At 55.9% G+C, this 21,428-nt stretch carries 16 protein-coding genes and 2 CRISPR repeat arrays; of the genes, 4 read left to right on the forward strand and 12 right to left on the reverse strand.

What is annotated here, in order from left to right; all coding sequences use genetic code 11:
• Positions 1–745 precede the first annotated feature (745 nt).
• The 4 genes from J3R75_RS01695 to istB (J3R75_RS01710) all read left to right on the forward strand — a co-directional run bounded on the left by J3R75_RS01695 (position 746) and on the right by istB (J3R75_RS01710) (position 3,882).
• Positions 746–1,231 carry a hypothetical protein gene (locus tag J3R75_RS01695; protein WP_307259558.1) on the forward strand — a complete coding sequence of 162 codons (486 nt, stop codon included), beginning with the start codon at positions 746–748 and terminating at the stop codon, positions 1,229–1,231.
• Positions 1,232–1,338: 107 nt separating this feature from the next.
• Positions 1,339–1,662: a hypothetical protein gene (locus J3R75_RS01700; protein ID WP_307259560.1), complete on the forward strand. Its 324-nt coding sequence runs from the start codon at positions 1,339–1,341 to the stop codon at positions 1,660–1,662.
• Positions 1,659–3,152, forward strand: coding sequence for an IS21 family transposase (istA, locus tag J3R75_RS01705; RefSeq protein WP_307259562.1), 1,494 nt, complete (start codon positions 1,659–1,661; stop codon positions 3,150–3,152). Before J3R75_RS01700 ends, istA (J3R75_RS01705) begins: the two co-directional genes overlap by 4 nt.
• On the forward strand, positions 3,145–3,882 hold the full coding sequence (gene istB, locus J3R75_RS01710; RefSeq protein WP_307259564.1) for an IS21-like element helper ATPase IstB: 738 nt from the start codon (positions 3,145–3,147) through the stop codon (positions 3,880–3,882). Before istA (J3R75_RS01705) ends, istB (J3R75_RS01710) begins: the two co-directional genes overlap by 8 nt.
• Positions 3,883–4,227: 345 nt before the next feature.
• Positions 4,228–7,121: direct repeats of the CRISPR family, unit length 28 nt; unit sequence GAAACACCCCCACATGCGTGGGGAAGAC.
• A 336-nt stretch (positions 7,122–7,457) separates the two neighbouring features.
• Here the strand turns inward: istB (J3R75_RS01710) and istB (J3R75_RS01715) are convergent.
• The 12 genes from istB (J3R75_RS01715) to cas3 all read right to left on the reverse strand — a co-directional run bounded on the left by istB (J3R75_RS01715) (position 7,458) and on the right by cas3 (position 21,401).
• Positions 7,458–8,195 carry an IS21-like element helper ATPase IstB gene (istB, locus tag J3R75_RS01715; RefSeq protein ID WP_307259564.1) on the reverse strand — a complete coding sequence of 246 codons (738 nt, stop codon included), beginning with the start codon at positions 8,193–8,195 and terminating at the stop codon, positions 7,458–7,460.
• Positions 8,188–9,681: an IS21 family transposase gene (gene istA / locus J3R75_RS01720; RefSeq protein ID WP_307259566.1), complete on the reverse strand. Its 1,494-nt coding sequence runs from the start codon at positions 9,679–9,681 to the stop codon at positions 8,188–8,190. The genes istB (J3R75_RS01715) and istA (J3R75_RS01720) overlap by 8 nt, the downstream gene beginning before the upstream one ends.
• Positions 9,678–10,001 (reverse strand): hypothetical protein, encoded by a 324-nt coding sequence (locus tag J3R75_RS01725; protein ID WP_307259560.1) that lies wholly within the window; start codon positions 9,999–10,001, stop codon positions 9,678–9,680. The genes istA (J3R75_RS01720) and J3R75_RS01725 overlap by 4 nt, the downstream gene beginning before the upstream one ends.
• Positions 10,002–10,108: 107 nt before the next feature.
• Entirely contained in the window at positions 10,109–10,594 is a 486-nt protein-coding gene (locus J3R75_RS01730; protein ID WP_307259558.1) for a hypothetical protein, read from the reverse strand.
• A 382-nt stretch (positions 10,595–10,976) separates the two neighbouring features.
• Positions 10,977–13,200: direct repeats of the CRISPR family, unit length 28 nt; unit sequence GAAACACCCCCACATGCGTGGGGAAGAC.
• A gap of 41 nt (positions 13,201–13,241) precedes the next feature.
• The gene (cas2e, locus tag J3R75_RS01735; protein WP_307259567.1) at positions 13,242–13,562 is read right to left on the reverse strand and encodes a type I-E CRISPR-associated endoribonuclease Cas2e; all 321 of its coding nucleotides are present in this window, start codon (positions 13,560–13,562) and stop codon (positions 13,242–13,244) included.
• Complete coding sequence (gene cas1e / locus J3R75_RS01740; protein WP_370882383.1) at positions 13,559–14,416, reverse strand: type I-E CRISPR-associated endonuclease Cas1e; 858 nt, start codon at positions 14,414–14,416, stop codon at positions 13,559–13,561. Before cas1e ends, cas2e begins: the two co-directional genes overlap by 4 nt.
• The gene (gene cas5e / locus J3R75_RS01745) at positions 14,403–15,116 is read right to left on the reverse strand and encodes a type I-E CRISPR-associated protein Cas5/CasD (protein WP_307259570.1); all 714 of its coding nucleotides are present in this window, start codon (positions 15,114–15,116) and stop codon (positions 14,403–14,405) included. The genes cas1e and cas5e overlap by 14 nt, the downstream gene beginning before the upstream one ends.
• 14 nt (positions 15,117–15,130) lie before the next feature.
• Complete coding sequence (cas7e, locus tag J3R75_RS01750; RefSeq protein WP_307259572.1) at positions 15,131–16,198, reverse strand: type I-E CRISPR-associated protein Cas7/Cse4/CasC; 1,068 nt, start codon at positions 16,196–16,198, stop codon at positions 15,131–15,133.
• 38 nt (positions 16,199–16,236) lie between these two features.
• Positions 16,237–16,827: a type I-E CRISPR-associated protein Cas6/Cse3/CasE gene (cas6e, locus tag J3R75_RS01755; protein ID WP_307259574.1), complete on the reverse strand. Its 591-nt coding sequence runs from the start codon at positions 16,825–16,827 to the stop codon at positions 16,237–16,239.
• A 4-nt stretch (positions 16,828–16,831) separates the two neighbouring features.
• Positions 16,832–17,335: a type I-E CRISPR-associated protein Cse2/CasB gene (gene casB / locus J3R75_RS01760; protein WP_307259576.1), complete on the reverse strand. Its 504-nt coding sequence runs from the start codon at positions 17,333–17,335 to the stop codon at positions 16,832–16,834.
• A 2-nt stretch (positions 17,336–17,337) separates the two neighbouring features.
• Positions 17,338–18,819: a type I-E CRISPR-associated protein Cse1/CasA gene (casA, locus tag J3R75_RS01765; RefSeq protein ID WP_307259578.1), complete on the reverse strand. Its 1,482-nt coding sequence runs from the start codon at positions 18,817–18,819 to the stop codon at positions 17,338–17,340.
• Positions 18,816–21,401 carry a CRISPR-associated helicase Cas3' gene (cas3, locus tag J3R75_RS01770; protein ID WP_307259580.1) on the reverse strand — a complete coding sequence of 862 codons (2,586 nt, stop codon included), beginning with the start codon at positions 21,399–21,401 and terminating at the stop codon, positions 18,816–18,818. The genes casA and cas3 overlap by 4 nt, the downstream gene beginning before the upstream one ends.
• Positions 21,402–21,428 lie beyond the last annotated feature (27 nt).

Below are 21,428 nucleotides of genomic sequence, written 5' to 3' on the forward strand. Positions count from 1 at the left end.
CCGGCCGTGGTGCGGGCGTCCCGCCCGCACCGTCGCATGGGATCAGGACCTCACACGACCTCCAAACAGCCACACGTAAACGTGCCCGCTAATGTCGCGCGCCCATCTCCCGTCTTGTCGCGCGCCCGTCTCCCGTCCTGTCGCGCGCCCGTCTCCCGACCGTCTCCCGACGTGGAGTGGGCGTCTCGCCCACTCCGGCAAGACGGTTCATTTCCCCGTCCTCGCCGTCCCCGCCGACCGTACTCGGCCCGTCTCCCGTCCTGTCGCGCGCCCGTCTCCCGACCGTCTCCCGACGTGGAGTGGGCGTCTCGCCCACTCCGGCAAGACGGTTCATTTCCCCGTCCTCGCCGTCCCCGCCGACCGTACCCGGTGTCACCTGCCACATAAAGTGGCCGTAGCGCTGCCACTGGCAATGGCCGCGGCTTGACAAGCCGTTGGCCACTTTACCTGGCAGGGGGGATTTTCTCTTCGCGTACGCCGTTGTTTTCTTCCCGGCTGGTTTGGTTTTTCTTGCGACTTCCGAGAGCGCAACGTCTTCTTCTCTGGGTCTTCTTCCCAACCCTATTCAAGGCGATTTTTCTTTTGGCCGTGGGCTGGGAACAAAAAAGGTGTTTTTGACGCGGTACATTTTGGTAACTTACCCCCAAAACAACCGCAGCCAAAAACACCAAATATGTGCAATACTATACCCCTTCGTTGCGCCAATCCCCGCTGTCCGCAGATTGTTTTTTATCGGCCGGCCACTTTGTCCAAGTGTTACTGCGATCACGCCGACTGCCAGCGTCTGCGTGCGGCGGAACGTCAGCGACGTCACTACCGCGAGGTAGCCACGACGCCGTCCCGGCGTCCCGAGCACGAGGCGATGTTGGCCCGCAAGAAGGCGGAGCGCCTGCGTCGCAAGTATTGCGGCGCGGTGGTCGAAGCGTTGCCAAGCTCGCCTGCCACACGGCTGCGCGCCAAAGCCCCCGTTCGCGCATCCAGGCATGACGCGCGGGAAAGCTCCCTGAGCGTCATCATGCTTCTGGTCTTCATTCTGCAGACGCTGATTGGCTTGCTGGCCATGTTGTTTCAGACCAAGGACACGGCGTCCATGCTGGTCATGCTGGCCAGGGCGCAGGCGGTCGGCCGCGATCTGACGGGCCCCCGCCTTGAGAATCTTCCTCTGCGCCAGCTTTTCCTCACCGGCTTTTTGAGCATGAAATCCTCACAAAATCCTCCTTCTCCAGGCTAGCGACGCTATCCTCACAGACCAGTCGCCATCCGACTTGCCCGGAGCATTGTAGATGGCGTTCCGGCATGTCGCCGGGGCCTTGCAACACATGTCGAACGGAGGCAATCATGGTCATCAAGACTCACCTGCGGCCGCCCCGCGTCCTGGCGAAGGGATACGGCTGGGCGGATCATCGTCTGCTGCGTGACGGGCATCTGCGCCTGTGCACGGCGCATGCTCTGGCGCTGTACCTTTTCCTCGTTTTGGCCGCAGACGGCGACGGCCTGTCCTTCTATGGGGACCGGCTCACCTGTCATCTCCTCGGGATGAGCCACGCCGAGCTCGAAGAAGCCCGGAACAATCTGTTGGGCAACGGCCTGATCGCCTGGGGCGCTCCCCTGTACCAGGTTCTGGACGTGCCGGGGCAACCGGGGAAGGGAGACTGGGCATGATCAGTCGTGAACTCTTCTGGGAGATCGTGCGTCTGCACAAGGTCGAGAAACTGAACAGCACGCAGATCGGCGCCAGGCTGGCCATGGCACCGCGCAGCGTCCGCCGCTTCATGCGGCTGAGCGACTACCCCGTCAAGGCGGCGGAGCGGGAAAGACCGTGTCTGCTTGAGCAGCACGCGACGCGAATCCGCAGCCTTCTGGACTCCTTTGCCTACACCGTCTCGCAGCTTCACGCCCGCCTGGCCGAGGATGGCATCTCCTGCAGCTACCGCAGCCTGGCCCGCTACGTGAAGACGATCCACCCGAAGCAGCCCCCCGCCGTGATGAAGCTATGCTTCGAGCCAGGCGAGGCGGCGGAGGTGGACTTCGGTTCCTGCGGCATGATTTACTGCGGCCAGACGCAGCGGCGTCTTTCCGTGTGCGCGGTGGTCCTGTGCCACTCTCGGATGCTCTACGCGGAGTTCATCCCCTGTGAACGCCTGGAGCACTTTCTCGCCTGCCAGCAGAACGCCCTGCATTACTTCGGCGGCTCGCCACGGCGCATGATCGTGGACAACTGCCGCTGCGCGGTGTTGCGTCACCCGGGCGCCGGCGAGGTCAGCTACAACCCCGCCTTCCTGGACTTCTGCGGGCATTACGGGATGAAACCCACCGCGTGCAGCCCGCGCCACCCGCAGAGCAAAGGCATCGTCGAAAGGGCCGTCGGCTACATCAAGCACCACTTCGTCGACGGGCGGACCTTCGTCAGCCTCGACCAGGCCAACGCGGCCCTGCGCGTCTGGCTGGACGAGGTCGCCAACGTTCGTTCACACGGCACGACCGAGCAGCGCCCCTGCGACATGCTCGCCGAAGAACGGCTGCGGCTTCTGCCGCTGGCGGCCGAACCCTACGAATGCGTGCGCATTGACTCGCGCACCGTCGACCGCTTCGGGCGCATCCACTTCGATCAGAACGACTACAGCGTGCCGCATCGCCTCGTCGGCAGCATCCTCACCGTGAAGGCCTATCCGCACAAGGTGGCCATCTACAACGGCGACATGCTGGTGGCCACCCACCCGCGGTCCTACGACCGGCGCCAGGAAATCATCATGAGCGAACACCACGAGGACGTGATGAAACGGACAAAGGCCGCGCGCCTGCAAAACCTCCGCAGCGACTTTCTGCGCCTGGCGCCGGCGGCGGCCGACTTCCTGCGACAGCTGGAGGAAACCACCCTGGATGCCACCGCGCACCTGACCCGCATCACCGCCCTAGGCGAAATCTATGGGCGGGAAGCCCTCAAAAAGGCGTTGGACACGGCGTTGCACTTCCAGGTGTGCAAGGCCGAATACATCGAGCACATCCTCAGCACCGCCTCACGCCAACAGCCCGAGCAGCGAGGCGTTCTGCACGTGCCCAACGCCAATGGACAGCTGGACCTGCGCGTGCCGACGCCTGATCTGAGCCGCTTCAAAACCATCAAAACAACGGAACGAAACAACCATGGATAAAATCCTCGACGACAACCTGGCCTATCTTGGCCTGACGCAAATACAAAAGCAATACGACGCGCTTGAAAAGGCCGCCGCCACCAAGAGACTGGCGCCGGCGGCCTTCTTCGCGGAGCTCGTCGCCTGCGAAGTGGCCACGCGCAGGGAACGCGCGGCGCAGAGAAGAGTCAGGGCCGCCCACTTCCCGGTCATCAAAACCCTTGATACCTTCAAATGGTCCATCCCCACGTTGATCAATCGAGAGCTCATCCAGTATCTCTTCACCCTGAAGTTCATCGATGAACGCCGCAACGTCGGTCTCCTGGGCAAAAGCGGCGTCGGCAAGACCCACTTGCTCACCGCGCTGGGCTATAATGCCTGCCTGAAGGGTTACAATGTCCGTTTCGAGTCGGCCATCGCCATCATCAACAATCTGAAAAACGCCCAGACCAACGGCTCCTTCCTGCGCATCCTCAGAAACTACACCGCGCCCGAACTGCTCTGCATCGACGAAATAGGCTTCCTACCCATCGACCAGGAGGGCGGCAATCTCCTCTTTCAGGTGATCTCGCAACGCTACGAAACCGGCAGCACCGCCATCACCAGCAACCTCGACTACGACCAATGGACATCGGTCTTCAACAACGACGCCGCAATGGTCAGCGCCTTGCTCGATAGGCTGCTTCACCACTGTGACAGCATCCTCATCGATGGACCAAGCGTCAGAACGGGACTGGATGAAAAGCGCTAACCCATCAACACCAATACCAACAACGAAAGCATAGACATGACGTTGCCAGCCTGAGCCTTCACCGCCAATGCCATGCCGTCCCTGCCGGTTGAACGGACCTGAACATGATCAGCGGCCCGCCCCCGGACATATGCGCATGACAGCCCCGGTGAAGTCAACCCAGGCTGGCTCTTTCAACTCAAAAATGGACATACACCTCCAGTCCGCTCCTACGGTTGCAGGACCAGGCAACCGCCTGCCTGCGACCCGGCTACGGCCAGCTTATCTGGCAAAATCACGGCCATTTTATCTGGCAGGTAACATGGGGAAGACTGCGCTACGGTTATTGTTTCCCGGCCGGGCAGAGAAACACCCCCACATGCGTGGGGAAGACCCAGGGCTTCCATCAGGGTTTCCCGGGCTTGGAGAAACACCCCCACATGCGTGGGGAAGACTACTCGCCTCTTCCGTTGTACGATACTCCTTTAGAAACACCCCCACATGCGTGGGGAAGACTGGTATCATCACCGCGCCCGGACCGGACCGGGTGAAACACCCCCACATGCGTGGGGAAGACTGTGTTCTTCTACGTGCGCCTATGACCTAGTTGGAAACACCCCCACATGCGTGGGGAAGACCACCGGCACGCCGCAGAAAACCACGGTCTAACAGAAACACCCCCACATGCGTGGGGAAGACCAGTTCCCCGCGAGAGGCGGCCGGTGGGGATCGGAAACACCCCCACATGCGTGGGGAAGACCCGCACCAGCCCGCCATGATTAAATTGACGGTAGAAACACCCCCACATGCGTGGGGAAGACTAGTACACGCCGTTGTAAATGGCAATTCCGCTGGAAACACCCCCACATGCGTGGGGAAGACTCCAGGCGGTAGCGTGGGATCACGGACACGGCAGAAACACCCCCACATGCGTGGGGAAGACTACGGTTCCCCTCATATCGTAGCCGCCACCATTGAAACACCCCCACATGCGTGGGGAAGACTGCGCCACGGTGACTGTCTCTCGGCCGGGAAGAGAAACACCCCCACATGCGTGGGGAAGACGCAAGCATTGAGCTTCCAGTACGCGCTTGAATAGAAACACCCCCACATGCGTGGGGAAGACTCACTACGCGCCTCCTTGGCCTGTCTCACTCTGGAAACACCCCCACATGCGTGGGGAAGACCTTGCTAATGTCCTCGATGATCCATCCCATACGAAACACCCCCACATGCGTGGGGAAGACCCTCAGCGCGTTGCTGTCGGGGCTGGATGCCGGAAACACCCCCACATGCGTGGGGAAGACAAAAAGCGCTTGCAAATAGCATACACGGCTATAGAAACACCCCCACATGCGTGGGGAAGACCCATATATACACGTGCTCCTAGGCGGTCCGTTAGAAACACCCCCACATGCGTGGGGAAGACTGCCTGCGCCGGGTGGGATGCCTGGGCGGTTGTAGAAACACCCCCACATGCGTGGGGAAGACTGCCGAGTCCACGCGATCCGGGATGCCGTCGGCGAAACACCCCCACATGCGTGGGGAAGACGCAGAGTTGAGCGTGATTGAGGCGCTGGTGAGGGAAACACCCCCACATGCGTGGGGAAGACCGTGAGTTGCTGCGTGAGGGTGATCTTCATAGGGAAACACCCCCACATGCGTGGGGAAGACTTGCTTGGTCGCCAATCCACCATGTCAGCAGAGGAAACACCCCCACATGCGTGGGGAAGACGCAGAGTTGAGCGTGATTGAGGCGCTGGTGAGGGAAACACCCCCACATGCGTGGGGAAGACTTTGGCGCAAGACCTATCGAGCGACCATCCCGAGAAACACCCCCACATGCGTGGGGAAGACCCCGTGGCGACCGTGATCAGCGTGGCGGGGGTGGAAACACCCCCACATGCGTGGGGAAGACATGCGTCTGGCCTGCCGTGACTGTGACGTAGTAGAAACACCCCCACATGCGTGGGGAAGACGGGATCAATGCGAGGGACGGCGTTGCTCCAAGGGAAACACCCCCACATGCGTGGGGAAGACACGTTATTCTAATAGTGTGAGGATACCGCCTGAGAAACACCCCCACATGCGTGGGGAAGACCATATGACATATTTGCAAGCGTCTTTTTTGTAAGAAACACCCCCACATGCGTGGGGAAGACATAGCTGTCGGCGGCGAGCTCAGACGCGTCATAGAAACACCCCCACATGCGTGGGGAAGACCCTCTTCCGCGCTCACGCCCGACAGCATCAACAGAAACACCCCCACATGCGTGGGGAAGACCTCATCAATAATGCGCTCCAGCGTCTGGACGTAGAAACACCCCCACATGCGTGGGGAAGACCAAAGCCTGCCATCGCGTTGCATCGAGCTGTTGGAAACACCCCCACATGCGTGGGGAAGACACCATGTCAGCAGAGTTTAGCGTGATTGAGGCGGAAACACCCCCACATGCGTGGGGAAGACCACACACAATTGACGCGCCTATACAACTAGGTAGAAACACCCCCACATGCGTGGGGAAGACCTTGCCGCCGGTGAGCGCCGCAAAATAGTCATGGAAACACCCCCACATGCGTGGGGAAGACTTAACAGCCCACGCTTGCAGGCTGAAACCGATGGAAACACCCCCACATGCGTGGGGAAGACGTGCCAATATCACGGGCAGCATCGATTGCAGCAGAAACACCCCCACATGCGTGGGGAAGACTCGGGCATGGTGTGGCAAGCCGCTACGCCGCCGGAAACACCCCCACATGCGTGGGGAAGACTCACTGATGGCGGGCGACCAGGGCCGGTCCTTGGAAACACCCCCACATGCGTGGGGAAGACGAGGTCAATTTGCTTGGCGACTACACGCTGACGGAAACACCCCCACATGCGTGGGGAAGACTCCTGCCGTACAAGTCTAGGTTATCAAGGAGCAGAAACACCCCCACATGCGTGGGGAAGACACTCGCGCAGGAGCTGACAAGCGACGACCCGGAGAAACACCCCCACATGCGTGGGGAAGACAAACCAGCCGTCTGGCGGCGCGTCTTTCGACCAGAAACACCCCCACATGCGTGGGGAAGACACATTGAAGGGAACGCTCAATGGCAACGCTTTGGAAACACCCCCACATGCGTGGGGAAGACTCACCGCAAGCGACCACCAGCGCGCAATGGTGGGAAACACCCCCACATGCGTGGGGAAGACGACGCCATGGCAATGGCTATGCTGCCCTCGGCGGAAACACCCCCACATGCGTGGGGAAGACTTACCGCAACAAATAGGAAACACGTTAAGCTAGGTGTTACCTGCCAGATAAAATGGCCGTGATTTTGCCAGATAAGCTGGCCGTAGCCGGGTCGCAGGCAGGCGGTTGCCTGGTCCTGCAACCGTAGGAGCGGACTGGAGGTGTATGTCCATTTTTGAGTTGAAAGAGCCAGCCTGGGTTGACTTCACCGGGGCTGTCATGCGCATATGTCCGGGGGCGGGCCGCTGATCATGTTCAGGTCCGTTCAACCGGCAGGGACGGCATGGCATTGGCGGTGAAGGCTCAGGCTGGCAACGTCATGTCTATGCTTTCGTTGTTGGTATTGGTGTTGATGGGTTAGCGCTTTTCATCCAGTCCCGTTCTGACGCTTGGTCCATCGATGAGGATGCTGTCACAGTGGTGAAGCAGCCTATCGAGCAAGGCGCTGACCATTGCGGCGTCGTTGTTGAAGACCGATGTCCATTGGTCGTAGTCGAGGTTGCTGGTGATGGCGGTGCTGCCGGTTTCGTAGCGTTGCGAGATCACCTGAAAGAGGAGATTGCCGCCCTCCTGGTCGATGGGTAGGAAGCCTATTTCGTCGATGCAGAGCAGTTCGGGCGCGGTGTAGTTTCTGAGGATGCGCAGGAAGGAGCCGTTGGTCTGGGCGTTTTTCAGATTGTTGATGATGGCGATGGCCGACTCGAAACGGACATTGTAACCCTTCAGGCAGGCATTATAGCCCAGCGCAGTGAGCAAGTGGGTCTTGCCGACGCCGCTTTTGCCCAGGAGACCGACGTTGCGGCGTTCATCGATGAACTTCAGGGTGAAGAGATACTGGATGAGCTCTCGATTGATCAACGTGGGGATGGACCATTTGAAGGTATCAAGGGTTTTGATGACCGGGAAGTGGGCGGCCCTGACTCTTCTCTGCGCCGCGCGTTCCCTGCGCGTGGCCACTTCGCAGGCGACGAGCTCCGCGAAGAAGGCCGCCGGCGCCAGTCTCTTGGTGGCGGCGGCCTTTTCAAGCGCGTCGTATTGCTTTTGTATTTGCGTCAGGCCAAGATAGGCCAGGTTGTCGTCGAGGATTTTATCCATGGTTGTTTCGTTCCGTTGTTTTGATGGTTTTGAAGCGGCTCAGATCAGGCGTCGGCACGCGCAGGTCCAGCTGTCCATTGGCGTTGGGCACGTGCAGAACGCCTCGCTGCTCGGGCTGTTGGCGTGAGGCGGTGCTGAGGATGTGCTCGATGTATTCGGCCTTGCACACCTGGAAGTGCAACGCCGTGTCCAACGCCTTTTTGAGGGCTTCCCGCCCATAGATTTCGCCTAGGGCGGTGATGCGGGTCAGGTGCGCGGTGGCATCCAGGGTGGTTTCCTCCAGCTGTCGCAGGAAGTCGGCCGCCGCCGGCGCCAGGCGCAGAAAGTCGCTGCGGAGGTTTTGCAGGCGCGCGGCCTTTGTCCGTTTCATCACGTCCTCGTGGTGTTCGCTCATGATGATTTCCTGGCGCCGGTCGTAGGACCGCGGGTGGGTGGCCACCAGCATGTCGCCGTTGTAGATGGCCACCTTGTGCGGATAGGCCTTCACGGTGAGGATGCTGCCGACGAGGCGATGCGGCACGCTGTAGTCGTTCTGATCGAAGTGGATGCGCCCGAAGCGGTCGACGGTGCGCGAGTCAATGCGCACGCATTCGTAGGGTTCGGCCGCCAGCGGCAGAAGCCGCAGCCGTTCTTCGGCGAGCATGTCGCAGGGGCGCTGCTCGGTCGTGCCGTGTGAACGAACGTTGGCGACCTCGTCCAGCCAGACGCGCAGGGCCGCGTTGGCCTGGTCGAGGCTGACGAAGGTCCGCCCGTCGACGAAGTGGTGCTTGATGTAGCCGACGGCCCTTTCGACGATGCCTTTGCTCTGCGGGTGGCGCGGGCTGCACGCGGTGGGTTTCATCCCGTAATGCCCGCAGAAGTCCAGGAAGGCGGGGTTGTAGCTGACGTCGCCGGCGCCCGGGTGACGCAGCACCGCGCAGCGGCAGTTGTCCACGATCATGCGTCGTGGCGAGCCGCCGAAGTAATGCAGGGCGTTCTGCTGGCAGGCGAGAAAGTGCTCCAGGCGTTCACAGGGGATGAACTCCGCGTAGAGCATCCGAGAGTGGCACAGGACCACCGCGCACACGGAAAGACGCCGCTGCGTCTGGCCGCAGTAAATCATGCCGCAGGAACCGAAGTCCACCTCCGCCGCCTCGCCTGGCTCGAAGCATAGCTTCATCACGGCGGGGGGCTGCTTCGGGTGGATCGTCTTCACGTAGCGGGCCAGGCTGCGGTAGCTGCAGGAGATGCCATCCTCGGCCAGGCGGGCGTGAAGCTGCGAGACGGTGTAGGCAAAGGAGTCCAGAAGGCTGCGGATTCGCGTCGCGTGCTGCTCAAGCAGACACGGTCTTTCCCGCTCCGCCGCCTTGACGGGGTAGTCGCTCAGCCGCATGAAGCGGCGGACGCTGCGCGGTGCCATGGCCAGCCTGGCGCCGATCTGCGTGCTGTTCAGTTTCTCGACCTTGTGCAGACGCACGATCTCCCAGAAGAGTTCACGACTGATCATGCCCAGTCTCCCTTCCCCGGTTGCCCCGGCACGTCCAGAACCTGGTACAGGGGAGCGCCCCAGGCGATCAGGCCGTTGCCCAACAGATTGTTCCGGGCTTCTTCGAGCTCGGCGTGGCTCATCCCGAGGAGATGACAGGTGAGCCGGTCCCCATAGAAGGACAGGCCGTCGCCGTCTGCGGCCAAAACGAGGAAAAGGTACAGCGCCAGAGCATGCGCCGTGCACAGGCGCAGATGCCCGTCACGCAGCAGACGATGATCCGCCCAGCCGTATCCCTTCGCCAGGACGCGGGGCGGCCGCAGGTGAGTCTTGATGACCATGATTGCCTCCGTTCGACATGTGTTGCAAGGCCCCGGCGACATGCCGGAACGCCATCTACAATGCTCCGGGCAAGTCGGATGGCGACTGGTCTGTGAGGATAGCGTCGCTAGCCTGGAGAAGGAGGATTTTGTGAGGATTTCATGCTCAAAAAGCCGGTGAGGAAAAGCTGGCGCAGAGGAAGATTCTCAAGGCGGGGGCCCGTCAGATCGCGGCCGACCGCCTGCGCCCTGGCCAGCATGACCAGCATGGACGCCGTGTCCTTGGTCTGAAACAACATGGCCAGCAAGCCAATCAGCGTCTGCAGAATGAAGACCAGAAGCATGATGACGCTCAGGGAGCTTTCCCGCGCGTCATGCCTGGATGCGCGAACGGGGGCTTTGGCGCGCAGCCGTGTGGCAGGCGAGCTTGGCAACGCTTCGACCACCGCGCCGCAATACTTGCGACGCAGGCGCTCCGCCTTCTTGCGGGCCAACATCGCCTCGTGCTCGGGACGCCGGGACGGCGTCGTGGCTACCTCGCGGTAGTGACGTCGCTGACGTTCCGCCGCACGCAGACGCTGGCAGTCGGCGTGATCGCAGTAACACTTGGACAAAGTGGCCGGCCGATAAAAAACAATCTGCGGACAGCGGGGATTGGCGCAACGAAGGGGTATAGTATTGCACATATTTGGTGTTTTTGGCTGCGGTTGTTTTGGGGGTAAGTTACCAAAATGTACCGCGTCAAAAACACCTTTTTTGTTCCCAGCCCACGGCCAAAAGAAAAATCGCCTTGAATAGGGTTGGGAAGAAGACCCAGAGAAGAAGACGTTGCGCTCTCGGAAGTCGCAAGAAAAACCAAACCAGCCGGGAAGAAAACAACGGCGTACGCGAAGAGAAAATCCCCCCTGCCAGGTAAAGTGGCCAACGGCTTGTCAAGCCGCGGCCATTGCCAGTGGCAGCGCTACGGCCACTTTATGTGGCAGGTGACAAAGCTAGGAAACACCCCCACATGCGTGGGGAAGACGTTTGGCGGCTGACCCTTTACTGGGCATGCCTAGAAACACCCCCACATGCGTGGGGAAGACAAAGCTATGCGGTATATACCAGGCGGGATAATGGAAACACCCCCACATGCGTGGGGAAGACTACATACCTCCGCGCGATCATCCCAAACACGAAGAAACACCCCCACATGCGTGGGGAAGACTCCATCAGCCTAGCGCCTGGGCAGTACACCGTGGAAACACCCCCACATGCGTGGGGAAGACGTATATGTGGCCGGGGAATGGACATTTCAGTGGGAAACACCCCCACATGCGTGGGGAAGACATATAACGCGCAGCAGGGCACGTTTGGCTGCAAGAAACACCCCCACATGCGTGGGGAAGACACCTGGCTCGCGGTCCAGCCATGATTTGAGTTGGAAACACCCCCACATGCGTGGGGAAGACGCTTTAAGAGTTAGACTCGCCTAATTTGCTGTAGAAACACCCCCACATGCGTGGGGAAGACTTTACCTGGCGTGGAGGCTGATACTGGTGGCGAGAAACACCCCCACATGCGTGGGGAAGACGATGCGTGCCCAGACGGTGCCGAACTGGTCATAGAAACACCCCCACATGCGTGGGGAAGACCTATTTGCGTGAGCCACATCGATAATCGTGGCGGAAACACCCCCACATGCGTGGGGAAGACAAATACGCTTGCAAATATGTCATATGCATTATAGAAACACCCCCACATGCGTGGGGAAGACAGGCCGGCGGCGCCATCCAGGACGACGATACGGGAAACACCCCCACATGCGTGGGGAAGACACACACACAATTGACGCGCCTATAGCACTAAGGGAAACACCCCCACATGCGTGGGGAAGACAATCACCATGGCGCATATAACCATTCTTCCATAGAAACACCCCCACATGCGTGGGGAAGACCGAAAGACCGTCCGCCGAAAGACTACTTTGATAGAAACACCCCCACATGCGTGGGGAAGACTAATTCCCGACGTCGCCGCCTCGCGCAAGCTGAGAAACACCCCCACATGCGTGGGGAAGACCGACGCGTGCAATCAGATCGTTGTTCCAGATGGGAAACACCCCCACATGCGTGGGGAAGACGCCGGAGCGTAATACTTGATCTTCATTGCCTTAGAAACACCCCCACATGCGTGGGGAAGACCCACCTGCAAATACAGACCGCGACACAGCCCGAGAAACACCCCCACATGCGTGGGGAAGACGTCGTGGTAGAGGTGGTACATGGTGGCTCCTAGGAAACACCCCCACATGCGTGGGGAAGACCGGCAGTGGTTACGACAAGACTGTTTTGGAAGGGAAACACCCCCACATGCGTGGGGAAGACTTTCCGGCAACAATCTAAGCAACGCATCACTGGGAAACACCCCCACATGCGTGGGGAAGACTTGGTTTTTCGAGCAATATGAAACCAACTTTGAGAAACACCCCCACATGCGTGGGGAAGACTAAGTTTGTGTAATTATTGAAGAGGTAGCTTAAGAAACACCCCCACATGCGTGGGGAAGACACCCACTTGTTAAACCCAACGCCTAGCGAGTCGGAAACACCCCCACATGCGTGGGGAAGACTTATGATTATGTCTTTCCACGGCCTTTAGATGAGAAACACCCCCACATGCGTGGGGAAGACTTCGTGCGCCGTCGCCCACGCCTGCTGTGTAGGGAAACACCCCCACATGCGTGGGGAAGACCGCTCATGTCGGCCGCGGTAGATGCGGGTGATGGAAACACCCCCACATGCGTGGGGAAGACCCTATTGTATAAGCGCGGAAAATTGTGCGGTTGGAAACACCCCCACATGCGTGGGGAAGACTCTTAAGCAATTTTTCTACACGGCGCAACTTTGGAAACACCCCCACATGCGTGGGGAAGACGGAGTTAAAGTTGCCAGAGAGCAACGTGTTGTAGAAACACCCCCACATGCGTGGGGAAGACCATAGCGCAAGATCACATTGCGCTTGCGTGAGAGAAACACCCCCACATGCGTGGGGAAGACTGAAAAATCATCGTCAGCGTTGCGTATGCCTCGGAAACACCCCCACATGCGTGGGGAAGACCGACGCCGGGGGCACGCTCAGGCGCTCGCCACAGAAACACCCCCACATGCGTGGGGAAGACTCGGCGGGCGAAACAAACAGGGCAAGTCGTCCAGAAACACCCCCACATGCGTGGGGAAGACCGCCGTTGTATCAATAGGTTACAGAAATGGCACGCAATAAGTTAGGTTATCAAAGAGCCTGGCGAGGACTTCTGTGCATTTTGGATTGTTTTTTCGACGACAAGTTGTAGCCCGGAAATATCAGAGATTTTTCGTGAAGTTTGTCCTTTCGTGTAGATTTTGAAAAAAGGTGGCAACGAGATTGATTGGAAGATAATGATACCGGATTCAGCTGTGCAATGTTCCAGGAGCAAATCGACCACTGACATGGACAAGGAGTCTTTAACACCAGAGACGAATACATTAGGATGTGGCTCAACAAACCACAATTTAATTTTTCCCCTGACGGCATCGGGCAAATAATTTGCGAAGAGAACGATCATGATTTCAGCTCCAGCAGTGAGATAATATCGGCGGGGCACTTGTCGAGAAGCTTCATATCAATGACCCTGTTTTTGAATTCATCAAGTGCAGTATAGCGGTTATATTCGTCAGCCATTTTGACTGTCAGTGAGAAGGCCATATCAAAGACCAGCTCCTCTTTATAAAGGTCAGCGATATCGTACACGAGAGGCAAGGGTGATCCCGAATGGACAAAACCAATTCGGGGCGAAAGTCCAAGTGCGTGCACAATTGAGGACACCAATGCGTATAAGGCGGCATTACCCGCAGTGATTATCTTGTTCGTGAGATCAGACAAAGCGAATTCGCCTGGCTTATAGGACCGTCCTCCCCAAGCGACGAAATACTTGGTTGCCAAATTCGCATAACATTTTTGCACACGTTTTCCTTCCAAGGCCATAAGTTCGCTGAGGCTTTTTGATGAAACATCAACATCGGTGAAACGCCGCAGAAACATCTTGCGTGCGACAGAGAGTGACAACTCAGGATCCGAAGCCATGGCGACTTGTTTCTTGAGGTTGTAAGAATTTGCCGTCGGCGATTGACCGACGGCGTAGAAATTGAGGGAGTCCTCACCGACCCAGCAAACAGTTGTATTGATAGTCGCCAGGACCTTGATGGCTTCATGAGTGACAGAAGTTCCAGGCCCAAGGAGAATGGTGGAAATTAGGGCGGCCGGGAGTCGGAACACTTCTCTGTCCGCCGAAATCCACTTAACGCTTGAGTCGTCTATTTCCAGACGCCCGTGTTCCAAGTAGATGAAGGGGTACCGGTCACGAATCTTTGGCAAATCGGCCAAAGTGGCCTTGATGATGATGCGATCAGCCACCGAGATTACCCTCCTCTTTTGACGAGGTAACGGTAACCGTTCTGTCCCGATACAACTTATGAATTCCGAATCGCAGCGGCACGTCATAAATAGCGAAAGCGCCCGGCGTTTCCATCGGCACCTCAACAAGATGGCGCCACGCCTTAAGCTTTTTCTGGTCACCAATGGTCATCGCATTTTTCCAGGCAAGGTCATGTGACTCATATGAACCGCGAAAAATGATATCGGTGGGAACACAGCATTTGCGTCCAAGATAGAGATCGAAGACGGGTGCCTGCAAGGCGGCTGCAAATTTATCTGCCAAGTCGTCTGGCAGACCAACAATGACGGCGAAAAAGCTATTCTGCAGAAAAAATCTGTAGGTGCGTTTCGCTCCACCACCCACGGCTTTTGTACCATCCAGCTTGCGTGGAATCAGTTGTGACTGCCATTTGTCTTTTTCGTCGTAGCCGTTACCGACCATGTGGTAATCTCGCAACTGAGGTTCACTCTCCCCATCCTCTGGGACAAAAGCCACCACTAGCAGAGGAGAGTCACCAAGTCTTGCAAGCAATGCCTCTTGGGGGCCAGAGTCGCCTGAAGCCGCCAGCAAGAGCCCAATAACACCAGATTTGGTCGGGAATTCGAAAGTCGCCCTGAGATCGAATTTTGAGTCAAAGCCCCATGCCTGCAGGGGTGCTTCCAACCACAAGGTCAGGTATTTCATACCACAGCCCTCATTTAGATTTGGGTGATTGCCTGCTGAAGACTGGAAATAATGTCATCTATGGAAGCCTGAGAACCGGCACCTATTGTAAGAGTAGCCAGTTTACCGTACATGGAGCCGAACATTTTTTCCTTGGCCACAAGCTGATCCTGAAGAGCGGCCTGACTAGCCGACATAAGGTCGGGACACTCTTTTGAGGTCCGGACTGCAGTTGTAAAAGGCATTTGCAACCGTTGGCCTTTGCGCAAGACGATGCTGGCGTAATCCCACGGGCAAGCCGCTGCCATAGTCGCCTGGCGGGCTGCTGGCACAGCGATGAAGAGCGCCTTGACGAAAACAGCGACTGCGCTTGCAACATCTTCTCCCTGTAAGTTTTCAGCAAGCTGTCCAAGATCGCATGATACATAGCGATAGTATGTTGCTGAGTTAAATTCAACAGTGCCCATATGAGCAGAACCAGTTTGATCGTCTTGGCGGCAATCATCCACTGCAGTAAAAAAATCGACTTCTGTAGTCACTTTATGGGTTGAGATTGCATGAGCGAATGCCGCGGCAGCTTCGATATTCATCTCGGGCGCTGATGCGACCATGCGGCCAAACAAGGCTATGTCAAGACCATCATGGATAGGATTAATGGCATTTTTGCACAATTTTTGCAGGTCTTTGGCAGCAAAGGAGTCAGCCACAAAGCCCTTTGCGGCAAAAGCTGCTGCCAAGGCAGCGGTTTCACTATCCGAGATAAAAAAGAGCGTATCGCTGACACCCGAGTCAACTTTTTTCGTAAATGCGGCAGCGGTCGCCTCGCCACAAAGCCGGGCCTGTTCCTCCAGTGCCCCAAGACGCGCACAATGCTCCTGAACTTTTGCTGCGACGTAACGCGTCCGATTAGCTATCGTGACGCCGAGGTCATGCATGGCAAGCCGAACGGCGCGTTTCCAGCACTGACTACTTACTCGGGCGCGTTGAACACCACCAACCATGGCTGTCTTGGGTGAGCCAACGTCATCACGATTGAGGCAGGATACCGGGAATGACTGCAGGATGTGAAATTCGATGCGAGTGTTGATGTACTTGTTCGACATGACTGTTGTTCCTTTTTCGTTACCGTGGTTGCGTTGCATCACACTATTGGCGAAAGCTGGAGAAGACCAAAACCAAAAGCTTTTCCATGTCCAAGTCCCTTTTCGACAGCAGATCGAAAGGGTGCCCGCTCGGTGACGGTTAATGATCCGCGGAAGAGGACTCGATTAAAGCAGTATTCTTTGCCCCCCTTTTCAAAGGTGAGGGTATTTTGGATGAATGCCTGCAGGGTTTGTTCATCCGCAGAAAACCCCCATTCGAGTGAATTTTCAACCAGCCATTTCATGACAGGAAAAAGGCCCTTTACCGGTTGACGCTTTCCGGTAGCCGGGTTTCGTTTCACTGGATTGAGGACAGCCTCAAAGTAATAACGGTCCGACGCCCAGAAGGAGTCCCCAATGCACAACGTTGTCATGGCAAGGGACACTGGCGCATGGGGTTGGGCCTGTGACTGAATGAGCAAGAAACGGTATCCCTGATCGGTCCCCTTGTCAGCATACAAGATTCGTTGTCTATTCGTATCATGAATAACGGGGAACAGCGAATAGACCAATTTGTGAACGGCATACGCATCTCTGATCTGGAAATGGGTGCAGTCCCTCGCATTGAGCATAAGTTTCGTGAGGTACATTGACTCAATCCTTTGTTGCTGATTCGCTGACCTTGAAAAAATCCTTTGTCCATTTGATGCGGGTGTATTCCCCCCAATAGATCGTATCGTGCAAAAGCTGCTCATAACAGATTAGGGCGCCTTGCGCCTGGATATAGCGAAGGACATGCCTGATGACGTCAAGCAACTCAAAGGAGTCATCGCAAGCAAGAAGCCGTCTCAAACGGGATAGCTCGGTACTCAGGTCAGCTTCTGTGCCACCTGAACACAGGCTTCGCAAGGCACTGCCGACAGACATGTGGCCGTCATGATCGGGCATTGTTCTGGCGATGGCTGCGCCGATGAGACAAAAGACCCGCCTTTCCGTATGGGATTCAAGCTTGCAGAAATGGAGAATGTACTCCCATGCCCGGCTTTCCATTGACGGAGTGTCGGCGTGTCGAAAAGCGGCACGACAGGCCGTGTCCTTTTTGACCTTATCAATCATTGTTGAAACAAATCTATGCGCAGCGGATTGTGAGTTGTCCATCCTTATTTCCCTTTTTTCGTTTGTGCTGAGAACTTTGGCGACGCCTTCACCCACGCAGTCATTTGCCGGGCGCTGTCTTTGGCACAGGATTGGTTGTACACCCGCAGAACTGTTTTTCGCCAGACATTCATTTCCTCCTCAATTTTGGGTTGCTTGTCTGCACTGCAAGAAAAAGCCAAGTCAAGAATAAGTTGGGCGCGAGGCTCCATGGCCTCCCAAAATTTACTTGCGGCAACTAAAGCGTTTGCGACCTTTTGTTCAGTGTTCAGGATGTCATAGTAATTCACCACGGACGAGTAAGTTATTTTGGCTAGGCGCTCAAGTTCGGTTATCATCTGCTGAAAAAAATCGAACCCGCCTTGTGTCGACACAGATATGGGTATATGAAACTCGGATTCCACATAGTCGTCCATTCCGGAGATGTATTGTTCTCCGGCATTGGAGCTTAGTTGCATGCCGCCGGTCCAGAACCGCATGACTATCCCCTGGGAGTACGCAAGCTTCTCCAGTCCCATGGAAAGAAAATGGGGCGATTTATTGATTGCGTCCAGCTTGAGGAAAGCCAAAAGGGCCGTCAGCTCGCGCCATGGTTTTTTATCTGTTTTTGCCCATACGGTCTTGATATCTTTGCCATCTTGGCGCATGGTGATTGCCGGATCAACCAAGCCAGTTTTATACGTATCGTAAGTAATACCCTCAGTCATGACCATGCCATCCTCTTTGAGAAAAACAAATTTATCCATGGGCAGTAACTGACCTTGATAGGATGATTTGTAGCCTTGAGCCCTCTTCGAGAGCTCTCCATCTGGCATGTCTTCCCAGAAGGGCCGTCCCAACCCGGCGAAAGGCAGTTGTTTCAGGTCGTCATCTGTAAGGAGATTATTTTTCACGGTATCCAACAGTGTTTCGCCAAGAAGATAAGTATGGAGATAGCCACAGAATCCGGTTAGAGTTCCGTATGTCCCAGAAGGTTTTTTCGCGTGGCCAGGCGACAATGCAATATCGTTGTCAAATTTCTTGCCGCTACAGGCAAAAAAGCTCTGCCGGAGGAGTGCCATGACTTTTCCTGGTGGATCGATTGGGGTTGGCATATTCCAGGAATTGAGAACAACCTTATTCCCTGTTGCCACGTTAAGCTGCGCCACTGAAAATGGCGATGTCTTTCCTTGGTCGAGTTGGCGAAACTGCATGAAGGGTTGCTCACCATGCAAAAAGAAACGGTCGTGCCAGCTGTCCAGGTATGAACAGACTATATCAGACAAATCCTGTAACGAGAGCTGCAGCCATGCTTTACGATTGGGAAGAGAAACAGCCGCATGCGTAATTGCCAATAGAAGTCGCAAGATGGCTATTTTTTCAACTGGATTTCCACTTAGGCGCCGGAGCTCAAGCCGTGTAAAGATTTGTCGCAGACTTTGCAGATCATTCCCGCTCTGGACGTGAATCCAGCCATTGTCAATGAGATTAAAAGTGTGCTCTGTCATGGTTCGTCCCTAACTGTTTGGAGGCCGAGTTTCTTGCCGTATTTGAGTCTTACGCCTTTATGTCCGGAGTAGTTTGACGCCTTGTCAAGCAGAAAGCCTGAATGATCTAGATATGCTGCCCTGATGGGCCGGAAATTGCGATCACCAAGGTACATCAGGCTACCCAGCGCCTCATCCAAGGTGAATGAGTCATAGCTCGGCGCACAGTACTCACTTGTTTTGATCATTTGTGCGTAAAGTTTTTTCAGCACCGCCTTCTTTTCTTCAATGGTTGCCTGAGGTAGGGGAAGGATGACCGGTGCATCAGAAAAAGGCATCCAGATTTTATCGGACAGATCATCACCGTGATTATTTTTTGCGATAAGTAACAGCCGGATTTGTGGCTGATCATTAAGGCGGGTTCGAGCCGCATCGTCGTCCATGACATTCATCGTTGACGAGGCACTAACCAATGCCTGCTGGCGCATGGAGCGGACGCGATTGTCCAGTTCCGCCTTAAGTTTGCTGATGGATCCTTGTTCCAGACGTTCTGCATATGTTCCTTCGATAATTGGTCTGATGTCTTCAGGTATCTGAATGGTCTCTTTTTGCCACCAGATTTCCTGACTACGCACCATGACGTATCTTTCGTATGGCAAATCGTCATATCGCGAGACATACAAGTCGACCGCAGGATCAAAGAAAGCAGTGTGGAGAACTATTGTTTTGCACTGGGCGTCTTTTGGACGTTGCAACAAAGAGCCATGACGCCACAGACGACCAATGCGCTGTAAAAGCATGTCACTCGGCGCCAGGCGTGTAATCAGAAAATCGGCATCAATATCGATGGATTGTTCTAAAATTTGCGTGCCGAGGAGGATTCTTCCACGAAGTGACCGTTCCTGAGAACCATCCTTTCCGTACATGGAAACCCAACGCGACTCATTGGCAGCGCGAGCTTCATGGGGATACCTGGAATGTATTAAGCCAATCTCAATGGTCGTTCCGACGGCGGCTCCAGATAACGTTTGATATAGTCTTTGGGCATTTTGGACCGTGTTCTCAATCCACAACACCTGTTGCCCGCCAGCTGCCGCGCATAACGCCTCGTTTATACAAGCAAGCTCATCAGTCGAATTTATTATTTTCACTGATTTTCGACAGAGGGGGTTAATAGGAATAGAAAGTCTCTGACCAATGCTATCCTGCACACTGACCAAGGGATAGGCCTGGGGGATGGTAGTGCTTCCGCTGTTAGGACTGCCAATGAGCTTTTTTTGGGCAGCGGCTGATAACGTTGCGCTGAGGATAATGACTGTGCAGCCCCAGTCTTTCAAGTGCCGCACGAGCTCATTAATCAAGGTTCCGGTATAGGTGTCATAGCTGTGGATTTCATCAATGATGACGACTTTCCCCGCTAATCCAAACGCACGCAAATCCCTATGTCTGACGTTAATGACGGACATAAGGGCCTGATCCACGGTTCCTACCGCGAAGGGAGCGAGCAACGCTCGTTTTGGCGCATAAAACCATGAATCAGGCTTAGCAGTAGCGACTCCATCTTCATTGTCGCAGTATGTGCTCCAGTTCAGCCAAGCCTCGCCATGGATTAGCAGGGATTCCTTGCGGGTCGAGTCAGAGATGATCTTGGAGAGAAAATCATCCATGCGGACATGAATTTTTTCCGAGGTGAGTTGAGTTGGCAGCGCAAAATAAATGCCGGTCGCGGAATGATCTTCAAGAAGCTTATATGCTACGAATAGTGCGGCCTCCGTTTTGCCGCAGCCCATCTCTGCTTCGATGACGTAGCAGGCTCCGGGGTGAATCTCCCGCAACAGTCTGTCCTGCAATGCGTTTGGTGAGAAAGGAAAAACATCTTCAAAGCGAAGACCTTGTCGAACTTCACAGGGCCTGAACCCTGCCTCAGCCACCGTCCTAGCCGCCCATTCTGGAGTCGGCTGCACTCCGTATGGTATTTCCATAGACGAACCGAGCCAATCGGCGAGAATCACAGCACCTAGGACGGCCGAAATTGTTTGCTCATCAAGTTGATCAGGATCGAAGGCTGGCAAGGCCAATTCGTTTTCTAGATTCGTAATCATCTGATCCCGAAGCGTATCCCACTCTGCCCCGCCAAGCCATTGTGAATCTTCGCTGTGGAAGGTTGTTGAAAGAAAACCAAAACCGTGGTGTGCGGCAGCGACTTGAGAAAAGCGATCGCCAAATCGTCGGCGCAAAACAAGTTGGGTGCTTAACCCGTGGTTTTCCTTCTCAAAGGGATAGGATACTCCGAAATTCTTCTTGATCCCCAACGCAGCATAAATTTTTTCTTGGAATACCGGCGTTAATTTGCCAATGTCATGCAAAGCGGCAAGCCATTCGGCAATAGGTGGTAAGAAGTCAACGAGTGAGGTATGCGCAAAACTCTTCTTGAGCTCACGCAGAACATAGCACACTGCTTGCAAGTGAGCTTCGACAGTACAGCCCATATGCTGGCTACCATCAGGCCTCCTTATGGTTTTAGCAAGGCAGTCGGCAAGTGGCTGCACAGCAATAGGGGGCTGCTGGGACTTTTGAGCATAAGATTGGAAATTGAAAGCCATGTTCAGACTCTATTCAAAACTTTATGC

The sequence above is a fragment of the Oligosphaera ethanolica genome, assembly GCF_030814695.1.
In the GTDB taxonomy this organism is placed as follows: Bacteria; Verrucomicrobiota; Lentisphaeria; order Oligosphaerales; family Oligosphaeraceae; genus Oligosphaera; species Oligosphaera ethanolica.

Bases quoted from the DNA above. Each gene is read 5' to 3' on its own strand.
- J3R75_RS01700 (WP_307259560.1), top strand. From the start codon at position 1,339: ATGGTCATCAAGACTCACCTGCGGCCGCCCCGCGTCCTGGCGAAGGGA.
- cas3 (WP_307259580.1), bottom strand. From the start codon at position 21,401: ATGGCTTTCAATTTCCAATCTTATGCTCAAAAGTCCCAGCAGCCCCCT.
- casB (WP_307259576.1), bottom strand. From the start codon at position 17,335: ATGGACAACTCACAATCCGCTGCGCATAGATTTGTTTCAACAATGATT.
- cas6e (WP_307259574.1), bottom strand. From the start codon at position 16,827: ATGTACCTCACGAAACTTATGCTCAATGCGAGGGACTGCACCCATTTC.
- istB (WP_307259564.1), top strand. From the start codon at position 3,145: ATGGATAAAATCCTCGACGACAACCTGGCCTATCTTGGCCTGACGCAA.
- cas5e (WP_307259570.1), bottom strand. From the start codon at position 15,116: ATGAAATACCTGACCTTGTGGTTGGAAGCACCCCTGCAGGCATGGGGC.
- J3R75_RS01725 (WP_307259560.1), bottom strand. From the start codon at position 10,001: ATGGTCATCAAGACTCACCTGCGGCCGCCCCGCGTCCTGGCGAAGGGA.
- istA (WP_307259562.1), top strand. From the start codon at position 1,659: ATGATCAGTCGTGAACTCTTCTGGGAGATCGTGCGTCTGCACAAGGTC.
- cas2e (WP_307259567.1), bottom strand. From the start codon at position 13,562: ATGATCGTTCTCTTCGCAAATTATTTGCCCGATGCCGTCAGGGGAAAA.
- istA (WP_307259566.1), bottom strand. From the start codon at position 9,681: ATGATCAGTCGTGAACTCTTCTGGGAGATCGTGCGTCTGCACAAGGTC.
- istB (WP_307259564.1), bottom strand. From the start codon at position 8,195: ATGGATAAAATCCTCGACGACAACCTGGCCTATCTTGGCCTGACGCAA.
- cas7e (WP_307259572.1), bottom strand. From the start codon at position 16,198: ATGTCGAACAAGTACATCAACACTCGCATCGAATTTCACATCCTGCAG.
- casA (WP_307259578.1), bottom strand. From the start codon at position 18,819: ATGACAGAGCACACTTTTAATCTCATTGACAATGGCTGGATTCACGTC.